Raw genomic sequence first — 24902 nt, forward strand, 5'->3', positions numbered from 1 at the left:
GTTGGGCGGGCCGTGTTTGGTGTTGGTGGCGTGTACACGTAGCCCCGGGTTTTTGGGGCCCGGGGGGTTTGCGACCCCCCCCCCACTACAGAGAAAACACTTGACCCGCGTGATTTGTAACAAAATTCGAACGACGAAGTTATTCCCGAACAGCACCTTACTGCGATGTCGTTTACGAATGAGTTTCGTAACGCTGAATGATCTTGTCTAAATAGTCGCCTTGGTCGGCGGCCCAATGCTCGTCAGAAAAAATTTCGACTTCGATCCAGCCATCGAAGCCAGCGGCCTCGACTTCTCGGCGGATGCCTGGAATGTCGATGCAACCGTCGCCCATTAACCCACGGTCCGTCAAAAGGTCGCGGGTCGGCACTCGCCAATCACAAATGTGAAATCCGAATAGTCGTTCCGCTTCGCCAAGCAACTTGATTTCACGGCTCAGATCCGGATCCCACCACACGTGATAAACGTCGACTGCAACACCGACCAAACAATGATCAATTGGATCGCAGATCACTCTCGCTTCGGCGATCCGGTTGATGCAACTCTTGTCTGCGGCGTACATCGGATGCAGCGGCTCAATCGCAAGTTTGACGTTTGCCGCCTCCGCCTCGGGCAGGATGCTCTCGATACCGTCGCGTACCCAGCCCCGTTGCGTTTCCAGTGCGACGCCTGGTTCGGCGCCGACGACCAACACCAGCATTTCGGCGTCCAGTTCTGCAGCGGTTTCAATCAAGTTTCGGTTGTGGTCAACACGTTTTTGACGCTCCACGCTGTCGGATGCACAGAAAAATCCGCCACGCACGAGTGCTGGTACTTTCAGCCCTGCATCATCCACGATTTGCTTTGCCGACGCGGTCGTCATTCCTTCCAACGCCTCGACCCAAACGCTGATACCGGGAATGCCGCGTCGTGAATAAGCCTCCGCCGCCTCGGCCAATGACAACGGTTTGGTCGTCATCGTGTGAACGGCCAATCGATCACGATCCGGTGCTACGTGTTCTCGTCGTGTCTGGATCATCCCAATTCCTTTTCGTCCACGGTGACCCATCGTTGCTGACTCGACGACGTCTCACCGGCATCGGCCAACAAAACACCTGCGGCGCCACTGCGTAACGTCCATGGAAAATCAGCCTCTGCCGCGACGTGTTTGAGAAACAGTTCCCACTGGATTTTGAAGGCATTATCGTAATGCGTCGCGTCAGGCAACTTTTGCCAACCTTCGTAAAAATTGATCGGCTGAGGAATGTCGGGATTCCAGATCGGTCGCGGAGTCGAGGCAAGACTTTGCGTCCAGCACTCGCGAAGTCCAGCGACGGCCGAACCTTTGGTTCCATCGACTTGGACGGTCAACAAGTCGTCGCGCCGGACGCGAGTAGCCCAGGAACTGTTGAATTGGCAAGTCAAACCATTTTCCAGCAGAAACAATGCGTAAGCGGAATCGTCGGCGGTGCACTTGTAGGGTTTTCCCGATTCGTCAATCCGTTCCGGAAGATCGGTAACCGCGTGCGCGAGGACCTTTTTCACCGGACCGAAAAGATCGTTGATCAAGTATTGCCAGTGGCAAAACATGTCGATCATCATCCCGCCGCCATCTTCGCGGCGGTAATTCCACGACGGACGCTGGACGGTTTGATTCGGTTCATCGCCCGCAAACACCCAGTACCCGAATTCACCACGGACGCTGAGGATGTCGCCAAAGAAACCTTGGTCGCGAAGCATTCTCAATTTGCGGATCCCCGGCAACCATAGCTTGTCCTGTACCACGCCATTTTTCACGCCTGCGGATTCGCACTCTGCGGCCAACTTGAATGCTTCGTGGGGATCGATCGCGATGGGTTTCTCGCAATAGACCGCTTTACCATGCTGAATCGCCTGGCGAACGATCGTCGCTCGCATCTGAGTGCTTGACGAGTCGAAGACGATGTCCGTTGCCGCATCCGTAATCACCGCGTCGACGTCGGTGGACCAATCAACCGAGTGTCCTATTTCCTGCGTGGCGACCGTTTCGGCCAATTGCCGCAGTTTGGATTCGTTGCGTCCCAACAGGATCGGTTTGATCTGAATTGTCTGTCCGTCTTCGGTGACAACACCTCCTTGACGCATGATGGCCAGAATCGAGCGAATGTAGTGTTGGTTGGTTCCCATGCGACCGGTGACACCGTGCATGGCGATGGTGAGCGTTTTCATGGAACTGTCTTGCGGTAAATTGGAGAAGCGGGATGGGGTGCGAAGAGGACAGAAAGCGACAACGGCAACGAAAGCTTTACTCGGAGATGCGATCCAAGATGTTTTGTAGGATCGCGACATCCGATTCGGGACGTTCGGGGCTGCCGGGATACGTCAGCGGTGTCTTGATCCATCCGCGGGCATGCAGAAATTGAGCAGCGTTGTGCTTGTATGCAGGCACCGGATCGCGAAACGCGAGGAAGCCGAGGTATTGAAGGATGTCGTTTAGTTCGTAGAAACCAGCGTCTCCTGCCGCCCACATCGCATCGCGGCGTGCGAACGCTTCGGGGGCAAACGTGCTCAGCCCGAGTAGGTAGTCGCTTCCGTACATCACCATGTCGATCGCTAGATCGTTGCCCGTCAATACCTTGAAATCAGGACGCGTTTCGTCGCGAAGCCGAAGTCGCTGCCACTCCAGTTCACGGCTCAGCGAAGAGTGTTTCGCTCCACGACAAGTCTCGATTCCCATCAACCCCTTGTAGACATCCAAACTGTAGATCTTTCCGAAGGGGGCAAACATCTTGCCCAATTCGAAACCGAGGAAGTCCCCGGCGTGTGAACCGATCTTTGCGTAGGCTTCGACGATGTCGTCATCCGCTTGTTCGGTCAAGCCATAAGACTGAAAAATGATCGGCGTCCCACCATATTTCAAAATTTGATCCAATCCGGTTCGGTAGGCATCAAAGTCGAACGCCGCATCAGGATCGTCCTTGACGAATACGCCAGCGACGTACGGTTGTCCGTCCATCAAGCTCTGCGTCTCTGCGAGCACCTGTTCTCGTTGCGATTCGCTGATCAGGTTGGCGTAGCCGGTGTCCATGTTGACTGCCGGTACCAACCCGGCATCGGCGGTACGAGTGACGTGTCCGCGAAAACCTTCCCAATCGATTTCGGTCCCCGAGAGCAGCGGCAACAAGATGGCCGACATACCACTAATGGTACGGCGGGGGCGGATCGCGGGGATTTCGTCGATGTTTGGACGGGTGAGCTGTGACATTGGAGGAAACCTTTGACAGAAACGGAGGGCAAGCGATGACGCGTTGAATTTCGATGTTGGGATTATGGCAGCGGATCGATTTAGCGGCTTGGCCATTTGCGCATAATCGACTTGCAATTTGGGCAAACCGTGCAATCATCAGAGGCGGATCCCGTTTGGTTTGGGCCTTTGTGCTGACATGACCGCTGCCGAGAATGCTATCGATGACCTTAGAACCCGCCCAACGCCGCAGCGTACCAGTACCCGAAACAATGTCAAAATCGGGACTCTGGGTGTTCGAAAGCCTGCATGACGAGGCCTTTTCGATGACCGAGACCGAGCATCGATTTCCCAAGCTGCTGTACATTCGCCAGGGAAGCGGCGAAGTGGCTGCAAATTGGGCAGCCGCAGTCGCGGGGCCAGCCGGCGGGGCGGAGGCATCCGATTGTGTCGCCGGCGACTGCATTCTGGTCCCCGCCGGGATGAGGCATCGGATTATCGATGCGCCGCGGCATCCGATTTCGTTATATGGGTTGGCGATCGACCCTCAAAAGATCGCACCCTGTGCCGAAATTGACACGATGATCCCGATTGGCAAACTGCCTCGTCAGCGGATGTCGTTATTGAACATTGAACGACGATTCCGTCGTCTGCTGTACCTCGTTTCACAACCAAGCTCGGCTTCGACGTTGTCGGCGATCGCAGCGGCGATCGAGATTTTTGCCCAGCTTGCATTGGCATCCGGCGGTCAACTGGCGTCCGAGAATGCCCAAAGTCGTGATCTCGGCGACACACGCCCCTTGGACGCGATCGACGAATATCTGCTGTGGTTGGATTTGAACTTCTTTGAACCGTTGACCGTCGATGCGGCCGCCCGAGCTTGTAATATGTCACGCCGCAAATTTACGAACGATTTTCGCGACCGGACCGGAAAGACATGGCTGGCCTATTTGAACGAACGACGGATCGATCATGCCAAGACTTTGCTTCGCAACACGCAAAGCAAAGTGACGTCGATCGCATTTCAAAGTGGGTTTGATGAACTTTCAACCTTCTATCGAACCTTCCAACGATTGACGGGGATGCGACCACTTGATTATCGCGAAAACTCGGATTGACCTGGCCGCGAATTTGCATGCTCAACCGCGGTCCAAATGGGCAATGGGAAGAGTTGGCTAGCGGGATCGAATCGCACGTTTCCTTCGGTCTTGGGAACACGCGATTCCGTGCTTTTTACAAGCCAATGCGAATGCTGGGTTGTTGGATTGTTACAATGACCCATGCGACAAGTCGTTAGATTCCGGCATCCGATGGGGTTGTGACATCGTTTCGGCGATTGCGCTGCCTCTATCGACGAGCGAGTATTGCTATGCGATCTCTGCACAAAACTGTCGACATACGTTCACTAATTCTAGCACCGATCTGCCGAGCGATTCGTTTCGGCTACAGATGGTTGGCAATGATCGTGTTCGCCGGCAGCCTTCAAATCACGACCGTGAAACTGCACGGTGAGGAAACCGAGGCCGGTGAACGGAAGTTTCACGTCGCGATGTTTACACCGCGAGACCAGGACGATGCGTTTTGGGGACCGTTCGTCGATTTTATGGGCGAGGTTTCTGATGATCTCGGGATTCAGTTGGAGGTCTTCTTCGCTGGCAACAGTCGCAATCGCATGGTGTCCCAAATTCGTGATGTGTGTGATCGCGAGGACAAACCGGACGCGATTGTGTTCCAAAGTTTCAAAAGGGGCGGTCCCCGGTTTCTGCGAATCGCCGAACGGCGACAGGTACCGGCGGTGCTTGTCAACGCTGGACTGCAGCCCGAACAAAGCGAGGAACTTGGGCAACCGCGAACGAAGTTGACGTATTGGTTGGCGGAAGTGTTGCCCGATGACTACGATGCTGGTTTTCAGCTTGCCAATGCATTGATCGATGAAGCCCTGCGCTCGCCACGACGGCTCGCCGCCGATGGCAAACTGCATGTCATTGGTTTAAGCGGGGTGGTATCGGATGGCGCTTCGATCCAACGTATGGCCGGACTTCACGACGCGATCGCCAAACGCAGCGACGAAGTCGTCTTGGATCAAGTCGTTGCGGCTGATTGGAGCCAAGAATTGGCGCGGTTTCGCTGCCGCATTCTGCATCGGCGCTATCCCGAGTCATCGGTGATCTGGTCCGCCAGCGACGCGATGGCGATCGGAGCCATCGCGGCGATGCAAGATCGAGGAAAAACACCTGGGACCGATGTGATCATTGGAGGAGTCGACGCAACGCCAGAAGCATTGGATTTGATCGCCCAAAAAGTGCTATTTGCGACGGTCGGTGGCCATGTGATGGAAGGGGGTTGGTGCATTGTGTTGCTGCATGACTTCTTTCACGGCATCGACCTTGCCAGGATCCCCACCCTTTACGATTCGCCGATGCGATTGATCACACGCGGTAACTTGGCTGCGTATCGCGCGGTGCTTAGTCGCGAGACCTGGCAAAAAACGGATTTTCGCCAATTTTCGTTGTTGAACCGCCCCAATCAATCAACGTATCGTTTCGATCTCGGTCGTGTTGCGGCAGGAGCAGGGATCGAGAACAGCTTGGGCATTGAGCACCCGACGGGGACCAAAAGAAAGCTTGGCCCAGGACAAGACAATCGCTCGAGAGTCAATACTGGCTCGGAGAACGATTCAGTCAATCCGGTGGAGACGGAATTGTCCGAGACGCATCGCGACGGGGATTCGCGATGAACACACTCTCCCAAGCGAACAGTCAAAATAACCTACGTGTGGATGGCCACGGAATCACGCTGCGGTACGTGATCGCGTTGGTGACCACCATTCTGATCACCCTCGGGTTGTTTGTCGTGGTCGCGGCGGTGTTGACGATCACTCAGTTTGATGATCGGATTCGCGAACAAGCGGATCGCACGGCGGGGGCAGTCGCAACCAGTATCGCGACGCCGCTTTGGAACATCGACGAACGCGCGATCGGCGATCTATTAGGTGCGAGTCTTACGAACCAGGAAATCGAGTTCGTCCAAGTCGCCGATGAAGCCGAGATTGTGGCGTCGCGGCGTCAACCCGGGGTGCCCGAGACCGATCTGGCTGGTTACTTGAGTTCGTCGCAGCACGTGGTAGCCAGGACGCCGGTTCGATTTGATGGCCAAACCATTGGCCACGTCAATCTGGTGATGTCCCGCCGAGCCGTGATCGACGAGATCCGGCACGATATGATTTTCGCGGTTGCGCTTGGCGTGGTGATGTCGCTCGCTGTCTCGGGAACCTCGATCGTCATCACGCGGTGGTTTGTCTACCGACCGATGCGGCGACTGAATGAGATCGCGATCCGCGAAGAGCAGCGTGCCGAGGCGGCCAATCGCGCTAAAAGTGAGTTTCTTGCTTCGATGAGCCACGAGATTCGTACGCCAATGAACGGGATCATCGGCATGACCGAGTTGCTGCTTCGCACCGATATGACCTACGAACAACGTGACTATCAAAACATTGTCCGGCAATCCGCCGACGCGTTGATGCAATTACTGAATGACATCTTGGATTTTTCGAAGATCGAAGCGGACAAACTCGAACTCGAATGCATTTCGTTTGGATTGCGGGATGCGATCGGTGATACCCTGCTGACGATCAGCAACCGTGCCGCCGAGAAACAGCTCGAATTGGCTTGTCATATTTCGCCCGACGTCCCTGACACGCTGGTTGGCGATCCGACGCGGCTACGTCAAATAGTGATGAATCTGACCGGCAACGCGATCAAATTCACCGAACAGGGCGAGGTCGTGGTAGACGTTGGAATTGAATCGCAAACCGACGATACACTGATGTTACACGTCTCGGTTCGCGACAGCGGGATCGGCATTGCACCCGACCAACTGTCACGCGTGTTCGACATGTTCAGCCAGGCCGAGAGTGCGACGACGCGTCGCTTCGGTGGAACCGGATTGGGGTTGTCCATTTCCAAACGACTGGCGGAGTTGATGAATGGTCGAATTTGGGTCGAAAGTGAGCTTGGCAAAGGAAGCAATTTTCAATTTGTCGTGCAGATGCAAGTTGCATCGAAGCAAGAGACCCGCGAAATCCCCGACGCGGTGGTCGGACAAAAAGTACTGGTGGTTGACGCCCACCGCACCACTCGCGAAATCCTGGTCGAGTTGCTGACGCAGTGGGGGCTGTCGGCCACCGCAGTGCCCGATGGGGACGCCGCGATGGCAGAACTTGAACACGCCTGCGATCGTGGTGATCCCTATTCACTGCTCCTCGCCGATGGAGCGGTTGCGAATGACGACGCTTCGCAACTCGTCAAACGGATCCGCCAACATGAAAACCGCACGCTGTCAGCGATGCACATCATGTGGATGACGTCGGGCTCTGCGGCATTGGACAGCAACTTTGCTAAGCAATGGAACGTGGCGCGGTGTCTGCCCAAGCCGATCAAACATTCGACGTTGCTGCAGGCCGTCACAACGAAACTGGGAAGTGACGAGTCGACCGAGCCAGGGCGGTGTGTGGCTGCGGCCAACGATTGTAGCCACGTTCACGCTCGGATCCTGCTAGTCGAAGATGGATTGGTCAATCAAAAGGTTGCCGTTTCGCTGCTTGAAAAACGCGGTCATACCGTCGTCGTTGCCAACAATGGCCGCGAAGCAGTCGATACGCTGATGGCGTCGGATCCCGCGAAATTTGACGTGGTCCTGATGGACGTTCAAATGCCAATCATGGATGGCTACGAAGCGACACGGGAAATTCGCGCTGGCGAAAAAACAAGTGGCAAACACATCCCGATTGTGGCGATGACCGCGAATGCCATGAAGGGGGATCGCGAGCAGTGCCTTGACTGTGGAATGGATGACTACGTTTCCAAGCCGTTTCAGTCGCAGGAGTTGTTCGCCAAGGTCGAACGCTACGGTTCCCCTGTTTGACCCGGACTTTCCATTTTTCGATAGCAGTTCGGTAGCAAGGGGTGGACAAATTAGGCTAAGATTGGTCCTTCCCCAACTCATTCCCCACCCTGAATTTTCCAGACGAACCTTCATGTTGTATAGACTTTTCCCTCTGATCTGTCTTTCTTTTGCCACGCTTCCCATCATGGACTCTGGCACCGCGCAGGCGGCCGAGAAGCCAAATGTATTGCTGATTTCAATCGATGATCTGAACGATTGGGTCGGTTGTCTGGGAGGACACCCGCAGGCCAAGACGCCAAACATCGACCGCTTGGCGGGAATGGGAACGCTGTTTGACAACGCGCATTGTCAGTCACCCGTCTGCAACCCATCGCGTGCCAGCATGATGACTGGACGTTATCCGCACACCACCGGCATTTACTTTCTGTCGCCAGATCTGAAGCAAGCACCGGCGCTTGCGGGCGTTAAGACACTGCCTGAGGTGTTTGCCGCGAACGGTTACAAGACAATGGCGTCGGGCAAGCTATTTCACACGGGCGACAAACGGTTTTTTCAAGAATACCAGCCATCAGGCGGATTTGGGCCGAGACCCGAGAAGAAGATTTCTCAGCCGCATGGTCACCCGCTTTGGGACTGGGGCGTCTATCCCGAAGACGACGACCAAATGCCCGATATGAAAGCGGCGAAGTGGGCGGTCAAGCAACTGGAAACTAAACACGACAAGCCATTCTTTATGGGCGTCGGATTCTATCGACCTCACGTGCCGATGTACGCGCCGCAAAAATGGTTCGACATGCACCCCTTGAAAGACATCCAATTGCCGCTGGTTCGTGAGGACGACCGCAACGATCTCAGCCAATATGCAATCGACTTGACGAATCGCGAGCATGTTTCTCCGACGCATGATTGGGTCACCGAAGCAGGGCAGTGGGAGCATGCGGTCCAATCTTACTTGGCCTCGGTCACCTTCGCCGACCACTGCGTTGGAATGGTTTTGGACGCACTGCAATCAAGCGATTACGCGGATAATACAGTGGTGGTCCTGTTTTCGGACCATGGTTTTCACCTCGGCGAAAAACAACGTTGGGCAAAGCGATCGCTATGGGAAGACGGTACTCGTGTGCCGCTGATTGTTTCAGCGCCGGGTTTCGCCGCCGGTCAAACGACCAAACGTCCTGCCGAGTTGGTGGACGTCTTTCCCACGCTTTTGCAGCTAGCCGGGTTGCCGTCGGATGCGGATCAAGAAGGCCAAAGTTTGGTTCCGTTGATGAAAAATCCAACACAAGAATGGCAGCATCCTGCGATCTCCAGTTTCGGGCTGGGCAATTTTGCAATTCGCTCGACACGTTATCGTTTCATTCAATATCTCGATGGATCGCGTGAACTGTACGACTTGACCAAGGACCCTCACGAGTGGACGAATTTGGCGTCCAACCCCGAGTACGAAGCGGTCATCGCACAACACGCTGCGTTTCTGCCGAGCCGCCAGCATCCCGTGTTGCCAGGCAACTCCACCGGACATGCAGCTTATGCGGCCGCCAACGAAGCGATTTCGAAGTAGCGGAAGTCGTCGACGGGCTGTTGATTTAGTCGTACGATGGACTTCCTAGTCCGTCGAATGCGCCATTGACGGACTGGAAAGTCCATCACACACCCCTTGCCGCAGGAAACTTCATTAAATCAACAAGCCGTCAACGGCACGTTGATTTAGTCGTACGATGGACTTCCTAGTCCGTCGAATGCGCCATTGACGGACTGGAAAGTCCATCTTACACCCCTTGCCGCAGGAAACTTCACTAAATCAACAAGCCGTCAACGACATGTTGATCTAGTCACGCGACGGATTGGGCAATCCATCGTGCAGCATCGACGGACTAGGAAGTCCATCGTACAACATTGACGGACTCGGAAGTCCATCGTACAACCCTTGCCGAAGGGAACTTCACTAAATCAACAAGCCATCAAGACTTTCGGCAGCATGGCATAACCGATTGGGGAATCGAAATTCTTTACGAATTTCGATTCCAAGTTTCTGCCTCGGGTGCGTTCTCAGATAGTGCCTAGAGCCGAGCTTGCGAATCGCGGCGAGCAGACTGACGATTTAGCAGTACGAGGTCTCATGGCGGCACTGATCCTCTGGATAGCAAAATAAAAGGGGGCAAGGTGGATCGGTGACGTTCACCACGATTCAGACGGCCATTTCAGACTGGGATTCGATTGAGACTGAATCGTCGGTGAAGAAATCGATGACACCCGTTTCGACGTCGTACATCGCACCGACAACAAGGAAATCGCCGGTTTCGACTGCGCGGCGGATTGCTTGGCTGCGATTGACAATTTCATCGACCGCACGCAAGACGTTCTTCGTGGCAACCCGATTGACACACTCATCGAACGTTTCGTGATCCAATGCGGCATCGCCGCAACACTCCTCGTCGACCGATTCTTGAATCTCCGAGACAAACGTGTGTGTCTTAGAACATCCGTTAGTCCGTTCGCTATCTTGTCGTTCACGCAAAAATTTCAATGACGAGGTCACGGCACCACAACGCGTGTGCCCCATGACAAGCACGAGTTTTGCGCCGGCACCGGTAACGGCGTACTCGATGCTGTCCAGTGAATTCGTGCCGATGACATTGCCGGCCACTCGCACGCTGAAGATGTCACAGATGCCGAGATCGAAGACCAACTCCGTTGGTACCCGCGAATCGATACAGCTTAGCACTGCCGCAAGCGGAGGTTGCCCTCCGGCGGTAGTGTCGATTGGTCGGCCGAACCCACGCGAAATTCGACGATCTGTGTAAAACCGCTTGTTGCCTTGGCCCAGAATATCGAGCACTTGCGCAGGAGTCAGGCGATCGTGAGAGTCCCGCGTAAGGTAGCCTCCCGGCGGAGTCTCTTGCTGCAAGTCGTACTTGTCACGGAAGCCACGCAGACTGACACTCACTCCGCGAGCAGGCCCCGTTTTCTCTTTGAATTCCCGTATCAGCCCCAAGACGTCGGGATCAATGTAGTCCGACTCGGACGCGTCCAAAAGTAACTTTGAACCAGATTTCGCTTGATTGAACATCGTATCCAGCGCCGCACGATTCAAGAAACTGACTTGGTTTGCCAGTTCAACATGCACCACGTCGCCGTCGATGTGTGGTTCGATGACCCGACGAATCGGGCGACGTAAATTGCTGTTCAGGATGAATAGAACACTGACGACAAGCCCAATCAGAATTCCGATTAGCAAATCACTATACACGATCGCGATGACGGTGATGATGAATGGCGCGAATTGATACCGCCCCTGTTTCCACATCGAGCGGAACATCTCTGGACTCGCCAATTTGAATCCGGTGTGGATCAAAATGGCGGCTAATGCTGCCAGCGGAACCATGTTGAGATAGACCGGAAACAGCCCAACACAAACAAGTAACAAGACACCATGAAGGATCGCAGACCGTTTTGAAACAGCGCCTGCGTTGATGTTGACCGAGCTGCGGACAACCACCGATGTCACCGGAATCCCGCCGATCAGTCCGGCAACGACATTCCCCGCACCTTGTGCCCATAACTCGCGGCTGCCCGGAGAATGACGTTGACGCGGGTCCAGCTTGTCGGAGGCTTCGAGATTGAGAAGCGATTCCAACGAGGCAACAATGGCAATCGTCACCCCTGCTACGTAGACCGCTGGGTTCGTCCATTGTGAAAAGTCCGGGAACGTCAAGAAACTACCAAATTCCGACAAACTTTCCGCAATCGGTATCTGGACCAAATGGCTGGCGCCAATCGACCATCCTTCGCCGAATCGTGAAAATAGTAGCTGCAAACCCACCCCCATCAGCACGACGACAAGGGGGGCGGGAATGCCCGAGTTTTTGAGCGGTTTCGAGCGAGACCAAACTACCAGCAGAGCGAGCGAAATGAACCCGACAACGGCAGCACCCAAATGGACCTCGCCTTGAAAAATGGTTGCGATTTCAGAGAAGGTGTTCTCGTGATCCGGCTGCGAGAATGACATCTCACCTTCGGGATCGGTATCGTGCCCGAGCAAGTGAGGAAACTGTTTGAGCATCAGGATTACGCCAATCGCCGCTAACAGCCCCTTAATGACACTTGACGGAAAGAAGGCAGACAACGCACCGGCTTTCGCAATCCCAAGTCCGATTTGAATCACCCCTCCAATAACCACAGCAAGTAATAACGCATCAAATGCGCCAAGATTTGCAATCTGCGTAGCCACCACCGCGGTTAGCCCTGCCGCAGGTCCACTGACGCTGGTCTGCGAACCACTCAGAGCACCAACCACGATTCCGCCAACAATCCCGGCCACAATTCCAGAGAACAGGGGGGCACCCGAAGCAAGGGCAATACCAAGACACAGCGGCAACGCCACGAGGAAGACGACGAGGGATGCGATTGAATCGCGAAAAAGGTTGTTTGCCAGTGATGTCGTTGCGGTTTTGTCATCCATGCGTGATGCCATTGTGAGTCCTCGTTAGCGTGGGCGCCGATTTCAGTTGCCGCCGGAACAGCGTGGGTGGGTCTTTCGGGTTGCGCGACGGCGTCAATGCAAACGCTGCGGCGGACCGGGGGATTGCTCAGGTTACTCTGCTTGTACGCCAACACCTAGGAGTTCCCTTCTTTTGGGGTGCTACTCTGGTCATTGCCGGTGAATCGGAGTCAATCTGGAATAGTAGCTAATTTAAGCCCTGGAGGAATGGAGTCCAGACGACTGAATTTCTTTCACTCATGCCCGAAAGATTTTTGGATGAAGTTTTGAAGTAGACTCAGCTTCAAGCAAACAGTAACAGGGCTGGCATTGCTCTGCCTTGGATACTCGCTAGCTAGGCATATCATGCCGCGTGCAACACCGCGATTGACCCTATGCTCAAGTGCGACCAGGTGTTTGTGGGGTTTGCCGCCATCAAGATCCGACTTCTGAAACCTGGTCGGCTGCAGCGTGATCAGGTGGGGCGTCGTCACAGCAAGATTGCCTGTTTTCAACCAGGAACACCTTGATCAACTTCCTTTGTCACGTGGTGCATATCGTTGCCGACGAAGGCCAATTTTCCGTAAACATACTGGGGGCAACGATTCCTCTTGTCGTTGCAGTTCATCGACCTCAATCGCAAGCCAATTCACTCGCGGCATTGGGCGAGCGAATACATTTTAACAACGACCGCTTCCGCTGGTCCGTTTCCATACGGCTGACTCGGATGCTCCATTATCGTCTCACGAGGGTGTCGCGTTGCCATGTGGTTAACCTTCGAGGCAAACGGAATTGTGACCAGTCCACAGTGGATGCCGGTTGCCTGTTTAAACTGCAGTTCTACTTTGGCTGCGATCGCATGCGATACGAACGCAGGCGAAAAGTCTTGCACGTCCTAGCACGATCGACCTGTGATTTGGCACTGTGTGAGAACGCATCTGAGGCGGAAGCTTGGCTGCGGAATTCGTGAAGGATTTCGATTTTCCAAGGGGGGATGCCATGCTGACGAAAGTCTTGACGGGCTGTTGATTTAGTCGTGCGACAGACTAGAAAGTCCATTGTGCAACATCGACGGACTAGGAAGTCCATCGTACATCCCTTGCCGTTGGACGGACTTCCTAGTCCGTCCAATACATCATTGTTGGCAAGCTCGCGGGCTAGGCGTTTGCAACCGTCGGCTGCTCGCGAACGATCGCTTGGCGGCGAGCCATGCGAGAGAGTTCGATCGCGAGGGGGGGAATCGTTACTGCAGCGTGATGTCCTTCCTGATTTGCGTCGACAGCAAATGCGAGCCCTCGCAAAACAAAAATGGCGATCAACAAGATGGGCGTCGAACGCGGTGACTTTTCGAGTTAGCAGCAAGTCGAGCAAACTTGCCACGTTGTCTCTGGGGGGCAAAGAGGGGCACAATACGTTTGACGTGTCTCGCGATCCCCCAAGAACATGCTGAGCAACACCGAAAGATGCTCTGTCTCAAGTCGGTCTTTTGGGGCGAGGATGGTTTGTAGTGGCTTGGGAACTTGGTGACACATTGCAACCGCAAGGTTTGGGGTTACAGCAGAGCGGCCGCTGGATAATATAGTACCGCCGCAAAGGTGACCGAGATGCATCGCAAAGCAGTGCAGCGTATTGCCAAGCGATTGGTTAACGCCGGACCGCTGTGTGATGGATCATTCCATTTCGATGACGTTGGCACCTTGAAACAAGTCGGCCGACCTCGTCGATCGGATTTGCGTCTCACGATTTAAGCCAAGAACGAAGTAAAAGTCAGTGTCAAAAATGAACTTCGCGAGCACGAACATCATTGGCCATGCGTACTGGGGGGTGGCATTGATTTTGCGAGTCAGCGTACTCGCGATTGCGATGACGTCGTTGGCCCAAGCGGCAAATTCACCCGGTGATCTTATGCAGCGAGCCATTCGTCTGCAAAGCAATCTGGACGGTATTACCGATAGCCCCGAATCCGTATTGGAAGCGTTGGCGGTTGTGCAGCAGTACGAACACGCCGTGGGGCCGCTGTTTATGAACACGGCAACCAAACGAGGATTTTCACGGGAACCATCTGACAAGCTCAAGTTAGAACACGCCATCTTTGACATCCAGCAGGCGTTGATCGATCGGGCTTACACGGCCGAGGGTTTGCAACGGTTTCACAAAATCTTGAATGGCAAACGGTTCGAGACGTCGCAGTACTTCCCCGGCGCGATCGACCCGCCTGTGAATCCAAAGACGACGTACAAGGTGCAGATCAATGCGTCTCAGCCGACCGCATGGGGGTCACCCGTCGCTGGACACGACAGCCCGGCTCGGCGTCCAACGGGATGTTATTTGGCGCCCGGCAGTATCGTGTTGGTCGCGGTGCCGCAAGCCATGGTCAATAAAGGCTATAACATTCGGGTGGGGGCGCATTCGTGGGACTTGCAAAAGAAGCCCATCATCAAACGACTCGATCGCGTGTCGTTGGTTTATCCGATCACCAAGACGTTGACCGGGATCGCGAATCCGCTTGGGGGTGGAATCTATATCGAGGTTCCCTATCAAGCGAATCTTGGCATTCAAGAAATTCAGGTGCGTGGTGCGGTTCGGGCACCCTTCTATTCGGCACGCAGTTTCGAGACAACGCCTTTGGCAAAGTGGCGGAGTGAAGAGCGAAGGCAACCGGCGCCATGGGCTGATTTTGAGTCGGACAAGTTCATGATGCAGGTCCCCAGTGCCTGGGTTCGACAACTGAACGATCCCGAAACCTTGATGCAAGATTGGGACAAAGCGATGGACGGCGTCTCGGAACTATTCGGGTATCCGTTGGTTCGATCAAAAACGGTGCTATATCTGCAAGCCGACGTAACCATGCGCGGATCGGCGAACTTTCCCGGTTACCCGCAATCCAATTATGCCTTTAATCCCTACCAGCTTGAGCTCAATAAATCGAGGCACGCTTGGATGGTCAAAGGCCCCCAATACGCGGATTGGACCGTGTTCCATGAGGTTGGGCACTCACAACAGATTTCCAAGTTTCGTGGCGAGACGGAGGCCGTTGTGAACTTGCCACACGCGGCCATCATGAATAACAAGTTCGGGATGCCTCTGGATAAGGCGTTCGGTGAATCTGTCGGTGGCAAAACTCAAATGTCTTTGGACGAAGCGGCCATCACGTGGATGGTCACAGAAAACTTTCGGCAGGGCAAGCCGATGAATCATTCCAATAAGCCGGGCGATGAAATGAAGTATCAACATCGTGGCTACGGCAAGTACGTCGAGATCGCTTACTTATTCGGCTGGGATGCGTTGGGGCGATTTTGGCGTGCCGAAAATGAACGCTGGAAACCGGGAGATCGTGTCCCGCAGAATTCCGATCCAACCGACGCCCGAATCTTGCGGTTGTCCAAGGCAGCGGGAGTGGACCTGACACCGCTAATTCATTTCTGGGGCATCCAGCCGCAGAACCCGGCGGCATTGGCTAGATCGATTCGGGCAGCGGGCTTGAAACCGTCGCCACGAATTAAGGAGCGATTGGAACACTATATGACGATCGTCCCTCAAAATAACGCTGATTTTCGCAGGCATACCAAGGTGGCTTATCCGCGAGGATTGGGGCAAGCAAAGGATCCCAAGTATGGTGAGGGGTGGTACCAAGTTTGGCTGACGAAATACGACGAGTCGCACAGGAATGCCGCTAAAGAGGCGATCCAGGATATCGTACGTCGTTATTTCGACTCGCAACCGGATCGCCGATCGAACGCAGGCTAGCCATAAAAGCGAAACAGCTCAATTGAAAGAGCTGTTTTGTGGCATCGTTCGGTACACGATGACACGACGGATCGTCATCTTCTCCAGTCCGGTGAAAACCACCAATCCGCTCAGCACCATCAACCACAGCAAGTGATCGCAGAGCGAGTGATAACCAGCGACTACGAGGGATCACGTCAAGAAACCGAAGTCGCCCCGCAACCAGGTCGACCAGCGACAGGATGCACGCTTTAAAAAAAACTGATTTAGCGTAGCGGAACTCGTCAAGAGTTTCGGGAGGCGTGGGCGTCGTGGGCCGAAAGTCTTGACGACTTCCGCTACGGCAAATTGACGCAAACTTGATAGGCGAAAATACTTCGCCGCGCTGCGTTTGTGAGCTTCTGAATTCGCGGCGAACCCAACGCAGTAGCGCATTCTCTGTAGCGGAACTCGTCAAGAGTTTCGGGAGGCATGGGCGTTGTGGGTCGAAAGTCTCGACGACTTCCGCTACTGCAAATCAACGCAAACTTGATAGGCGAAAATACTCCACCTCGCTGCGGTTGTGAGCTTTTGAATTCGCGGCGAACCCAACGCAGTGATGCATTCTCCGTAGCGGAACTCGTCAAGAGTTTCGGGAGGCATGGGCGTCGTGGGTCGAAAGTCTTGACGACTTCCGCTACGGCAGATTAACGCAAACCTGATAGGTGGAAATACTTCACATCGCTGCGTTTGTGAGCCTTTGGATTCGCGGCGAACCCAACGCAGTGATGCATTCTCCGTAGCGGAACTCGTCAAGAGTTTCGGGAGGCATGGGTGTTGTGGAACGAAAGTCGTGACGGCTTGTTGATTTAGTGAAGGTTCCTGCGGCAAGGGGTGTGGGATCGACTTCCTAGTCGGCCAATGGTGGATTCGACGGACTAGGAAGTCCATCGGACGACTAAAGCAACAAGCCGCCCGCGACTTCCGCCGCGGCAAAAGGGCGTGGTTCGGTAAACCGAAGTTTAATTTGCAAGCGTTTGCAGCAGCACTTCTTTTGATCGCTGACTTCTTCGTCGGATGCAAGTGTTTCCTCGCCGACTCCACCGCGTCTTCAACGACAACGTGATGCGACGGTGATCTGAATTTTTTGGCGGAGCCATCGTTCGATGGGCGCGCTCGTTGCGGGGGTCGTGGTAGATAACGCATTTTACTGTCGATCGTTTCACCACACCTAACGTGAGGCCCGTCATGCCGAAACGTGGTCGATCACCACCCACCAAATTGTTGTTTCAGCGAACAATCTTGTCTTCGAAACCTTCAATTCACATTCACACGGAGCTAACCGATGCGAATCAACACTCGATCTTGGCTAGCGAGTCTGGCTAGTGCCATCGCACTTGCCGTCGTTTCCTTCCAGCCGGCAACCGCAGACGATTATGAGTGGGACCCGGGCAAGGGGTATCACGAAGAGGAATGGTATGACCCAGGCGACTGGTTCGATTCAGACTCGTCCGTCGACTATGAAAATGACTACTTCGGTAGCTATTACGACAACGATGAGTTCGACGATGGCGAAGCGTGGTACGGCGACAACTACTACAGCAACGACTGGTATGACGACGAACCCGACTTCGATAATTGGTACGACGACAACGAGTACGGGCTAGACGACGAGGGCCCCGTCGGTGTCGATCGGTACGACGAATTTTACGAATAGATCCATGCTGCGACTCGCTTCAGAACGAGTCTAGTCATGGCGACTCAATTCAATTGAGTTCATCCGCCTTTCCCCAATCATTAGGAACAAACGCAATGAGATTACATCAACTCTTCACGACCGTTTGTCTTGCCTCACTATGCACAAGCGGTCTCGCTCTGGCCGGCGATAACGACGCACGCGCTGCCGAGGATTCGCAGGCTAAAAAGTCGCTCCAGCAAGACAGCCAACGCGGGAGTGATTCGCAGAATCAATCCTCACAGCGTCAATCAGCGACCAGCAGCGATCCCAACTATCGAATCTCGCCGAGCGGTTGGATTCGCATGGCCATCGACTATGACAACGATGGCAGCTTTGATGCGGTCGAAACGATTTTCACCTACGACCTCGAGAAAGCTCGTGAAAGCAGTCGCCAACGTGCCAATCGCGATGCCCAAAACCGCGATGCTCAAAACCGTGATGCCCAGAAGCGACATTCGCAAAAACAGGATGATTCGCGAGCCCGTTCGCAGCAGCACGATGCAGGGCGTCAAAAGGCTTCGGCCGAGCGAGGCGATCGCGCGGTTGCATTCAAGCAAGAGGCCGACGACCGTGATCGCAACCAATCGCAAAGTCGTCAAGCGGCGAATCGATCGCAGGAAACGGTTACTGGTAAGATTTTGCAGCTGAGATCGGAAACGATCGTCGGCATCGACGAGCCTTGTGTCATCGCTCGCATTCGCAGCGAAGACAACTGGCCCGCCAAAGCGGTCCTCGGTCCCAAGTCACAGATCGAACGCTTGAATCTCGGCGAAGGTGATGAGATTACCGTCACGGGCCGCAAAGGACGAGTCAATGACAGGTCGATGTTGCTCGCCAGCACGGTGTCCAGCGGCGGCGACAAGGTTACGGTCAATTTGCCGTCCAGTCGAAATGCAAAACGGGTTCGCGGCGAGCTGCTTAGCATGCGAACTGCCCAATTTCGAAACTACGATCGTCAATTCGTGATCGCCGAAATCCAATGCCAAAGCGGCAAAAAAGCAACCGTCAACCTTGGAGCGAAATCGAAGGTGGATCAGTTGAATCTGAGCGAGGGTGACGAACTGCGGTTGATCGTGCGTCCCGCAAAGGTGAACGGCGAACCCGCGATGGTGGCCGACGAGGTGATGGCCAATGGAAAATCGGTGAATGTCTCGCCGCCAAAGCAAGTCGCTCGTCGCGATCGAGCAAGCGACCGCAGCAACATTCGACGATCCGCACAGGATTCAAGTCGTCAGACGCATGCATCGTCGAATCAATCCGACCGCTCATCGACGCACGCGTCAAACAATCAACGATCCGGTGATCATCAACGATCCGGCGACAACGCCAACGCGTCACAGGCCGCACTTGGTATCGCAGTGGGCGAAACGGACGAAGGCGTCGTGATCCTTGGCATCCATCCGCAAAGCCCTGCGGCGGAGACTAATTTGCAAGCCGGTGATGCAATCGTCTCGATCAACGGCGACTCGGTCGATTCCCCCGCAGGTTTGGTCAAGATGATCAAGGATAAAAAGCCATCGGAGAATGTTCGCGTCAAAATCCGACGTGAAGATGAAGAACGAACGGTTCGGGTGCAATTGACCAGCCGCGAAAAGTTAATGTCTAGTTTTCGATAAGCGGTAACGGTTGACTGTCAAACTGAGAACGTCTCGCGAAATTCGCCAGCATTGGGCTACCTGCCTCAATCGCTGGCGAAATTCGTTTTTGGAGGTTTCACACGACTAGCAACAAACCCGCGTAGCTAAACGCACCCAGTGCAAACGCCCAAAAACGGCTCTCCCGTTCTTCCGGCAACTCTTCCTTGAACGTGTTCAGCAGAATCCCACCTGACAAAAACGCGATCGTCGATGCCGTCAACGCTTCATGAAGCTCGGTGGTCACGCCGACCGCCCATCCCGCTAACACCGCCGCGGACAGCACCCAGCGTCCAGCATGGTGGTAACGCTGGCGATGGTGTTGCCGCAGCCCATGGTCATTGACTAGAAAATGCAAACCGATGCCAACCAGATACAACGACAGCGATTGCAGGCCGCGATCTTCACGCACCAACAAGTAGCCGAGTAGCGCGTTGTAGATGGCATAAGAAATAATGTGCAGCCAGAACGCCGGACTTTTCGATTCACCCGACTTGGTTTTCGAACGGATCGCCATCTTCTCCAGCCCGTAGAAAACCACCAATCCGCTCAGCACCATCAACCACAGCAGATGATCGCCAAGCGACTGAAAACCATTCGCGGCCACGGTCGTGCGAAGTACCTCGTGGTGCTGTTGCAGTTCAGGCAGCAGGTGCACCAGGGCGTAGGCAACGGCCACACCACCGGCGATCGATAGCCAGCGACTACGAGGGATCACGTCAAGAAAGCGGAGACGCCCCGCATACAGGTGGACCAGCGCCAGGATGCACGCTCCGACAAACGATTCGACGACCATGATTGCGGCTACTCTCTTCGGATCGAGTTCGTGCTGATTTAGCGTCGCGAACGTCGCGGGCGGCTTGTTGATTTAGTGAAGTTTCCTGCGGCAAGTGTGTAGGATGGACTTTCCAGTCCGTCCATGACGTAGGATGGACTTTCTAGTCCGTCCATGACGTAGGATGGACTTTCTAGTCCGTCCATGGTGGATTCGACGGACTAGGAAGTCCATCGTACGGATAGAACAACAAGCCGTTCGACGAGTCCCGTTACCAGGAACGGCGTCACCGCGTAGGCCAAAACGGCTAACCTGCATTTTCGCTCCCCTCCCCGCCGCGTTGCCTCATTTCCCATCACGCTTTCCGACTTTTGCAAAACAGGCGGCGACATGTGCTGTGCTTCGATTCACGATCGACTATTATAACCCTCCAAGGCTCCCTTCGTGATGCTTTCCCGCCCATCCTCCCGCCCACCCATCGAAGTGTAAGTGATGCATTCAAACCCCAGTTCCAGGTTTTGTCTGTCGGTGTTCGCCTTCCTGATGATTTTGGATGTTTCCCTGCCTGCGGTGGCGGAAAACGTCGATCCGATCGCGAAGATGCAAACAGATGCGGTTACCAGTCGACGCGCCGACTGGGGGCACTGGGGGCCCTCACCCGAAAAGTATTCGAGCTGGAAGACGCACAGCAATCGCTTGATCCCCGTATACACCTTCGGAATCGATTTGGATTCGGTCAGCGGAAAGAACAGCTTGTATCGCGACGCGTCGGCGATCGAAAAACTGTATGGCTCCGTTCCTGAGAACACGGTCAATCCGAAGGCGGATTATTTTGACCAGACCGATGTCTATCGACTGCAAACGTCGGCAATCGAATCTGGCAAGAAGCGTGTGATCTTGTTTGTGTTCGATGGAATGGATTGGGATATCACTCGAGTTGCTGCGATCGCAAAGTCGGGCAAGATCTACCACGAAGGGCGTGGCGAAGGATTACATTTCCTGGACTATCGAGGTGCAAAAACGGACTTCGGTTACTGTGTCACCAGCCCTCACAACGAAGGCACGTCCGTGGACGTGAACACCCAGACCGTTGTGAATCCGGATGGCAAACTTCGTGGCGGTTATGACGCCTCGCTTGGCGGCGATGCCCCCTGGCGACCGGGGGTCGATGCCGATTATCCGATCGGCAAGAGCAAAAAGACCAAACATGCGTACGCAGAATCGTCGGCAACCGCGACATCGTTAACCTGCGGGATCAAGACGTACAATGATGCCATGAACGTTGACTTCATGGGCCGCGAAGTGCTGCCGATCGCTCGCAAGTTACAAGACGATGGCTTTGCGATCGGGGTGGTGACGAGTGTGCCGATCAGCCACGCGACACCGGGATGCGCTTATGGAAACAACGTGCATCGCAATGATTATCAAGATTTGACACGTGACTTGATCGGCCGACCCTCGGTTTTCCATCCTGGCGGTTTGCCCGGAGTGGATGTGTTGATCGGTGGCGGCTGGGGGATCGACAAAGACAAAGACGGCGCACAGGGCGATAACTACGTCCCCGGCAACAAGTACATCGCGGCGGACGATTTGTCTACGATCGATGTCAACAACGGCGGCAAGTACGTCGTGGCACAGCGAACTCCAGGTGTTGCGGGGCCTAAAGTCCTTAGCGAGGGGGTCCGCAAAGCCAAAGAGAGTGACAAGCGTTTGTTCGGTTACTTTGGCGCCCAAGGTGGCCACTTGCCGTATCAAACCGCCGATGGCAACTACGACCCCGTGGTCAGCTACGGCAGTTCGAAACCGGAAAAGGCTGAAGTCTATAGCGAAGCCGACCTGCACGAAAACGTCAAACTGGATCAGATGGCGATCGCGGCACTCGACGTTCTCGATTCACGTTCCGACCGTTGGTGGTTGATGATTGAAAGCGGTGATGTCGACTGGGCGAATCACTCGAACAACATCGACAATTCGATCGGTGCGGTCCACAGCGGCGACGACGCATTTGCCGCCGTCGTGTCGTGGATTGAACAGCACGGGGGCTGGGACCAAACGGCATTGATTCTGACCGCCGATCATGGTCACTATTTCAACCTGGATCGTCCCGATGCCTTCGTTCCAAAACCGATCGAGTAACAAAAATGCTCGACCGAGAGGGGTACGAACGATTGGTTCGAAGGAACCGTTCGGAAATAACTTCGTCATTTTGAAATATTTTCCAAATAACATGAACCTTCCGGTGGCGTGTGGGCCGTTCCGCTAGAGATTTACGGGAATAGGCGTAGGTCGGCCAGCTTTGGAAGTAGTGGACGAGGCTACGAGTCCGAGCGACTTAGTGGCACGACGGGACTCATAGCTTCGTCCACTACATAGAAAATACTTCACCCACGTGATTTGTAACAAAACTCGAATGACGAAGTTATTTCGAACAGCTGCTAGGACGCCTCGTTTCGTCAGTCGCAAACGCTAATCGGCTTAGCGGCACTCATTACAGTGGCCGCGAAGCAGGATTTCGGTGACTTCACCGACTTTTTCGCTCGCTCGCTGGCTGCCTGCGGTCAGCTTGACGTCGTCCAGACAGGAGACATTGCCGCAATCGACACAGAGGAAGTGGGGATGTGCCGAGTCATGCCCCGGTTCACCCATGATCGCTTCGAAACGCCAGACGTGATCGCCGACTTCGGTTCGGCGCAACAACCCCGCGTCCACCATGTCGTTTAAGTTGCGAAACGCAGTTGCCTTGTCAACACCGGTGGTGGCGAGATGCTCGGCGACGACCGCATGGGTGAGCGGGGACGTCGATGCGCGAAGTAATTGCAAAGTGGCAATTCGCGCCGGCGTGGCTCGTAGCCCCGCGTCGCGAATCGCTTGCTTGACCAGGTCAAGCGATTCGTCGTTCTTGGTCATTTTGGTTTCCAGCGTTTCAGAAGGCTGCAATACCCCATTCTATCTAAATGCAATGTCTTTGCAAGAAACCGTCTTGTTCCCAGCGAACCATGCCCCCAAGTTCTCCCCGCTCTGGTAGTGGTCGAAGCGACGAATCCCCCCCTTTCCTCGTGAACGCGGGCACGAGTCCCTCTCCCCTTCGAACCTAAGCTACCAAAACGGTTACCTCTCCGCCTTTTCCGACGTTTGGCTCGCGAGCGTGCGTCGGCATGACTCGTTGTCTCGTTCATCCCAAAAAATTATTTTTGATCGAACACTATTTACATGCACACGTATTGCATGTGCGGCAGTCTTGTGGAGGCGTGACATTTTTGAAGGGTAGCGATGCGTTTGCTCCTGTTCTTGGTATTGAATTGCTTTGCCGGTGTTGCGGTTCATGCGAAGGATCCCGTCGCTCCGGTGATGGTTGTCTCCGACACCACGAAGGCAAACTTGCTGCCGCCTTTACCGCCTGCGACACCGCGGGTGGTTTTGATCCAAAGCGGCGACGAAACCTACGACGACATCAATGCGAGAGCGGTGAAGATCCGGATGAATCCGTATGGATTCTGGTGGGCCGCGGCATCGGGATGCGAATGGCCCGACGACGAGGAATCGATCGTGAAAACTCGATTGCAGTGGGGTTGCTGAACCAGCAGACATGGTGCTGGGGGCGGGACGTCGTCCGTTTTGATGACCAACAAAAACATTTTGGAGATAGCGATGAAGCAACAAGAGGCAGAACGGTTTTTCGACCGAGATTGTGCGTCGGGATACGATCAGATGCAGACGCGACTAGCGCCGCTTCGAGATGCGTTGCATTTGTTGATGGAGGCGATGCTTTCCGACATGCCATCGGTCTGTCGCGTGCTCTGTGTCGGCGCTGGCACCGGTTGGGAGCTGATTCGGCTCGCCGAGCGGCACCCGCAATGGACGTTCACGGCGGTGGAACCCTCGGCGCCGATGCTTGAGGTTTGCCAACGGAAGGCGGAAGAGCATGGAATTCGTTCTCGTTGTGTGTTCCACGGCGGCTACCTTGACTCGCTCCCCTCAACGGAACCATTCGACGTGGCCACCTCGCTGCTCGTTTCGCAGTTCATTTTGGACCGAGAGGATCGAGCGGATTTCTTTCGCGAGATTGGCGAGCGACTGAGAATCGGCGGACGGCTTGTCAACGCCGATTTGGCTGCAGACACCGATTCACCCGAGTATGAGAGATTGCTGGAAATCTGGTGGCACGTCATGCGGACCGCCGATGTTCCGTCGGACGGAGTGGAGCGGATGAAGGCGGCCTACGGTCGCGACGTGGCGGTGTTACCACCCGACGAAGTGAAGCGACTAATGGTCTCCGGCGGATTCGAGTCTCCCGTGAAATTCCTGCAGACGGGGCTGATCCATGCCTGGTTCACGCGGCGGACCACCCAGGATCCATCGAAGCGTTCATCGAACAATTGAACCCTCACCCGTGGAAGTTTCGTTCAACCTTTGGCAAAGTCGAGCCGTTACGGATTACCGGTACCAGACGCTTCGATTTCGAA

General features: G+C 54.8%; 17 protein-coding genes. 11 read left to right on the forward strand and 6 right to left on the reverse strand.

The features are described 5' to 3' along the window. Positions 1-172 precede the first annotated feature (172 nt). The 3 genes from ABEA92_RS30140 to ABEA92_RS30150 all read right to left on the reverse strand — a co-directional run bounded on the left by ABEA92_RS30140 (position 173) and on the right by ABEA92_RS30150 (position 3223). Positions 173-1018, reverse strand: coding sequence for a sugar phosphate isomerase/epimerase family protein (locus ABEA92_RS30140; protein WP_345689387.1), 846 nt, complete (start codon positions 1016-1018; stop codon positions 173-175). Further along, complete coding sequence (locus tag ABEA92_RS30145) at positions 1015-2187, reverse strand: Gfo/Idh/MocA family protein (RefSeq protein WP_345689389.1); 1173 nt, start codon at positions 2185-2187, stop codon at positions 1015-1017. Before ABEA92_RS30145 ends, ABEA92_RS30140 begins: the two co-directional genes overlap by 4 nt. 76 nt (positions 2188-2263) lie before the next feature. Then, positions 2264-3223, reverse strand: coding sequence for a dihydrodipicolinate synthase family protein (locus ABEA92_RS30150; protein ID WP_345689391.1), 960 nt, complete (start codon positions 3221-3223; stop codon positions 2264-2266). A gap of 203 nt (positions 3224-3426) precedes the next feature. Here ABEA92_RS30150 and ABEA92_RS30155 point away from each other — a divergent pair, with 203 nt between their 5' ends. The 4 genes from ABEA92_RS30155 to ABEA92_RS30170 all read left to right on the forward strand — a co-directional run bounded on the left by ABEA92_RS30155 (position 3427) and on the right by ABEA92_RS30170 (position 9668). After that, positions 3427-4320, forward strand: a complete 894-nt coding sequence (locus ABEA92_RS30155) for a helix-turn-helix transcriptional regulator (protein WP_345689393.1) — start codon at positions 3427-3429, stop codon at positions 4318-4320. 341 nt (positions 4321-4661) lie between these two features. Beyond that, on the forward strand, positions 4662-5939 hold the full coding sequence (locus tag ABEA92_RS30160; RefSeq protein ID WP_345689395.1) for an ABC transporter substrate-binding protein: 1278 nt from the start codon (positions 4662-4664) through the stop codon (positions 5937-5939). Then, entirely contained in the window at positions 5936-8125 is a 2190-nt protein-coding gene (locus ABEA92_RS30165; RefSeq protein WP_345689397.1) for a response regulator, read from the forward strand. The genes ABEA92_RS30160 and ABEA92_RS30165 overlap by 4 nt, the downstream gene beginning before the upstream one ends. 112 nt (positions 8126-8237) lie before the next feature. Continuing rightward, positions 8238-9668 (forward strand): sulfatase, encoded by a 1431-nt coding sequence (locus tag ABEA92_RS30170; RefSeq protein ID WP_345689399.1) that lies wholly within the window; start codon positions 8238-8240, stop codon positions 9666-9668. Positions 9669-10295: 627 nt separating this feature from the next. On the opposite strand, the gene ABEA92_RS30175 is transcribed toward ABEA92_RS30170, so the two are convergent. Beyond that, positions 10296-12581: a bifunctional SulP family inorganic anion transporter/carbonic anhydrase gene (locus ABEA92_RS30175; protein ID WP_345689401.1), complete on the reverse strand. Its 2286-nt coding sequence runs from the start codon at positions 12579-12581 to the stop codon at positions 10296-10298. Positions 12582-14191: 1610 nt separating this feature from the next. On the opposite strand from ABEA92_RS30175, the gene ABEA92_RS30180 reads away from it, so the two are divergent. The 4 genes from ABEA92_RS30180 to ABEA92_RS30195 all read left to right on the forward strand — a co-directional run bounded on the left by ABEA92_RS30180 (position 14192) and on the right by ABEA92_RS30195 (position 19646). After that, entirely contained in the window at positions 14192-14335 is a 144-nt protein-coding gene (locus ABEA92_RS30180) for a hypothetical protein (RefSeq protein ID WP_345689403.1), read from the forward strand. Between the two features lie 31 nt (positions 14336-14366). Further along, on the forward strand, positions 14367-16334 hold the full coding sequence (locus ABEA92_RS30185; protein ID WP_345689405.1) for a M60 family metallopeptidase: 1968 nt from the start codon (positions 14367-14369) through the stop codon (positions 16332-16334). A 1303-nt stretch (positions 16335-17637) separates the two neighbouring features. Then, a complete protein-coding gene (locus ABEA92_RS30190) occupies positions 17638-18009 on the forward strand; it encodes a hypothetical protein (RefSeq protein ID WP_345689407.1) in 372 nt (123 codons plus the stop codon). 95 nt (positions 18010-18104) lie between these two features. Next, the gene (locus ABEA92_RS30195) at positions 18105-19646 is read left to right on the forward strand and encodes a PDZ domain-containing protein (protein WP_345689409.1); all 1542 of its coding nucleotides are present in this window, start codon (positions 18105-18107) and stop codon (positions 19644-19646) included. Between the two features lie 97 nt (positions 19647-19743). Here the strand turns inward: ABEA92_RS30195 and ABEA92_RS30200 are convergent, their stop codons facing one another. Beyond that, on the reverse strand, positions 19744-20460 hold the full coding sequence (locus ABEA92_RS30200) for a hypothetical protein (protein ID WP_345689411.1): 717 nt from the start codon (positions 20458-20460) through the stop codon (positions 19744-19746). Positions 20461-20931: 471 nt separating this feature from the next. Here ABEA92_RS30200 and ABEA92_RS30205 point away from each other — a divergent pair, with 471 nt between their 5' ends. Beyond that, entirely contained in the window at positions 20932-22575 is a 1644-nt protein-coding gene (locus ABEA92_RS30205) for an alkaline phosphatase (RefSeq protein ID WP_345689413.1), read from the forward strand. A 339-nt stretch (positions 22576-22914) separates the two neighbouring features. Here ABEA92_RS30205 and ABEA92_RS30210 read toward each other — a convergent pair whose 3' ends face one another. Further along, entirely contained in the window at positions 22915-23346 is a 432-nt protein-coding gene (locus tag ABEA92_RS30210) for a Fur family transcriptional regulator (protein ID WP_345689415.1), read from the reverse strand. 363 nt (positions 23347-23709) lie between these two features. On the opposite strand from ABEA92_RS30210, the gene ABEA92_RS30215 reads away from it, so the two are divergent. Continuing rightward, complete coding sequence (locus tag ABEA92_RS30215; protein WP_345689416.1) at positions 23710-24015, forward strand: hypothetical protein; 306 nt, start codon at positions 23710-23712, stop codon at positions 24013-24015. 72 nt (positions 24016-24087) lie between these two features. Then, positions 24088-24819 (forward strand): class I SAM-dependent methyltransferase, encoded by a 732-nt coding sequence (locus tag ABEA92_RS30220; protein ID WP_345689418.1) that lies wholly within the window; start codon positions 24088-24090, stop codon positions 24817-24819. The last annotated feature ends 83 nt before the right edge of the window (positions 24820-24902 follow it).

This window comes from Novipirellula caenicola (assembly GCF_039545035.1).
Classification (GTDB): domain Bacteria; phylum Planctomycetota; class Planctomycetia; order Pirellulales; family Pirellulaceae; genus Novipirellula; species Novipirellula caenicola.

What these genes read in the sequence shown, in the direction of transcription:
- ABEA92_RS30210 (WP_345689415.1), bottom strand. Translation starts at nt 23,346, where the DNA reads ATGACCAAGAACGACGAATCGCTTGACCTGGTCAAGCAAGCGATTCGC.
- ABEA92_RS30200 (WP_345689411.1), bottom strand. Translation starts at nt 20,460, where the DNA reads ATGGTCGTCGAATCGTTTGTCGGAGCGTGCATCCTGGCGCTGGTCCAC.
- ABEA92_RS30145 (WP_345689389.1), bottom strand. Translation starts at nt 2,187, where the DNA reads ATGAAAACGCTCACCATCGCCATGCACGGTGTCACCGGTCGCATGGGA.
- ABEA92_RS30165 (WP_345689397.1), top strand. Translation starts at nt 5,936, where the DNA reads ATGAACACACTCTCCCAAGCGAACAGTCAAAATAACCTACGTGTGGAT.
- ABEA92_RS30180 (WP_345689403.1), top strand. Translation starts at nt 14,192, where the DNA reads ATGCATCGCAAAGCAGTGCAGCGTATTGCCAAGCGATTGGTTAACGCC.
- ABEA92_RS30170 (WP_345689399.1), top strand. Translation starts at nt 8,238, where the DNA reads ATGTTGTATAGACTTTTCCCTCTGATCTGTCTTTCTTTTGCCACGCTT.
- ABEA92_RS30175 (WP_345689401.1), bottom strand. Translation starts at nt 12,581, where the DNA reads ATGGCATCACGCATGGATGACAAAACCGCAACGACATCACTGGCAAAC.
- ABEA92_RS30160 (WP_345689395.1), top strand. Translation starts at nt 4,662, where the DNA reads ATGATCGTGTTCGCCGGCAGCCTTCAAATCACGACCGTGAAACTGCAC.
- ABEA92_RS30205 (WP_345689413.1), top strand. Translation starts at nt 20,932, where the DNA reads ATGCATTCAAACCCCAGTTCCAGGTTTTGTCTGTCGGTGTTCGCCTTC.
- ABEA92_RS30215 (WP_345689416.1), top strand. Translation starts at nt 23,710, where the DNA reads ATGCGTTTGCTCCTGTTCTTGGTATTGAATTGCTTTGCCGGTGTTGCG.
- ABEA92_RS30150 (WP_345689391.1), bottom strand. Translation starts at nt 3,223, where the DNA reads ATGTCACAGCTCACCCGTCCAAACATCGACGAAATCCCCGCGATCCGC.
- ABEA92_RS30190 (WP_345689407.1), top strand. Translation starts at nt 17,638, where the DNA reads ATGCGAATCAACACTCGATCTTGGCTAGCGAGTCTGGCTAGTGCCATC.
- ABEA92_RS30195 (WP_345689409.1), top strand. Translation starts at nt 18,105, where the DNA reads ATGAGATTACATCAACTCTTCACGACCGTTTGTCTTGCCTCACTATGC.
- ABEA92_RS30185 (WP_345689405.1), top strand. Translation starts at nt 14,367, where the DNA reads ATGAACTTCGCGAGCACGAACATCATTGGCCATGCGTACTGGGGGGTG.
- ABEA92_RS30155 (WP_345689393.1), top strand. Translation starts at nt 3,427, where the DNA reads ATGACCTTAGAACCCGCCCAACGCCGCAGCGTACCAGTACCCGAAACA.
- ABEA92_RS30220 (WP_345689418.1), top strand. Translation starts at nt 24,088, where the DNA reads ATGAAGCAACAAGAGGCAGAACGGTTTTTCGACCGAGATTGTGCGTCG.
- ABEA92_RS30140 (WP_345689387.1), bottom strand. Translation starts at nt 1,018, where the DNA reads ATGATCCAGACACGACGAGAACACGTAGCACCGGATCGTGATCGATTG.